The sequence below is a fragment of the Agrobacterium sp. BT-220-3 genome (assembly GCF_025910175.1).
Taxonomy (GTDB): domain Bacteria; phylum Pseudomonadota; class Alphaproteobacteria; order Rhizobiales; family Rhizobiaceae; genus Agrobacterium; species Agrobacterium oryzihabitans.
This window is the reverse complement of sequence record NZ_JAPAIX010000048.1, coordinates 1-851: the sequence shown is the minus strand read 5'-3', so window position 1 is coordinate 851 and position 851 is coordinate 1. Positions and strand designations below refer to the sequence as shown.

General features: G+C 55.9%; 1 protein-coding gene. It reads left to right on the top strand.

The features are described 5' to 3' along the window. Positions 1 to 42: 42 nt before the first annotated feature. Positions 43 to 795, top strand: a complete 753-nt coding sequence (locus tag OK142_RS25220) for an IS6 family transposase (protein WP_113079655.1) — start codon at positions 43 to 45, stop codon at positions 793 to 795. The last annotated feature ends 56 nt before the right edge of the window (positions 796 to 851 follow it).

Below are 851 nucleotides of genomic sequence, written 5' to 3'. Positions count from 1 at the left end.
CATCTGAAGAGAAATCCGCTCCAAATGTTGTGGAGTGGACCGATGATTCTGAATGCCATTACCGAGAAGCTGAAGCGCCAATCGAAGGACGATTTCAAAGGGCGTCATTTCGAGGCATGGCTGATCATACAGGCGGTGACTTGGTATTTGCGTTACCCACTGAGCTATCGCGACTTGGAAGAAATGTTCCGCGAACGCGGGTTCGAGGTCGACCACAGCACGATCAATCGCTGGGTGCTCGCCTATGCGCCTGTCATCGAGAAGCGGCTGCGCCAGTTCCGGAAACCACATTGCGGGTCGGTCCGGGTCGATGAGACTTACGTCAAGATCCGTGGCAAGTGGCGCTATCTGTACCGCGCCATCGACAAGCACGGCGACCCGGTGGATTTCTTGCTCGCTGCGCGTCGCGACCTCGATGCCGCGAAGCGCTTCTTCCGTAAGATGCTCAAGGAGGAGCCGTTATTCTCACCGGAAAAGGTCGGCACGGATGGTGCCAACACCTTCCCGTCGACGATCAAGATGGCCGTCGATGATGGGCTTTTGCGTCCCAATCCCGTGCACTATGTCACCAAGCATCTCCAACAAGGCATCGAGAGCGACCACTTCCGGGTGAAGAAGAACATGCCGAAGGTCGGTGGTTTCCAGTCATTCAACACGGCGCGGCGAACCATCGCCGGTTTCGAAGCCATGCTATGGTTGAGGAAGGGCTTCGGCTTTTCCGGTGGTTGGACTGTCAACGACCAGAACGACCTACTTGCACGCCTCTTCGGACTTCAAAAGGTTAACAAAGCATGAAAACCAAGCCGCATCCGGGGAATTTCTGACCTCGGATAGAACTTGCGACAGGCCCG

Bases quoted from the DNA above. Each gene is read 5' to 3' on its own strand.
- OK142_RS25220 (WP_113079655.1), top strand. From the start codon at position 43: ATGATTCTGAATGCCATTACCGAGAAGCTGAAGCGCCAATCGAAGGAC.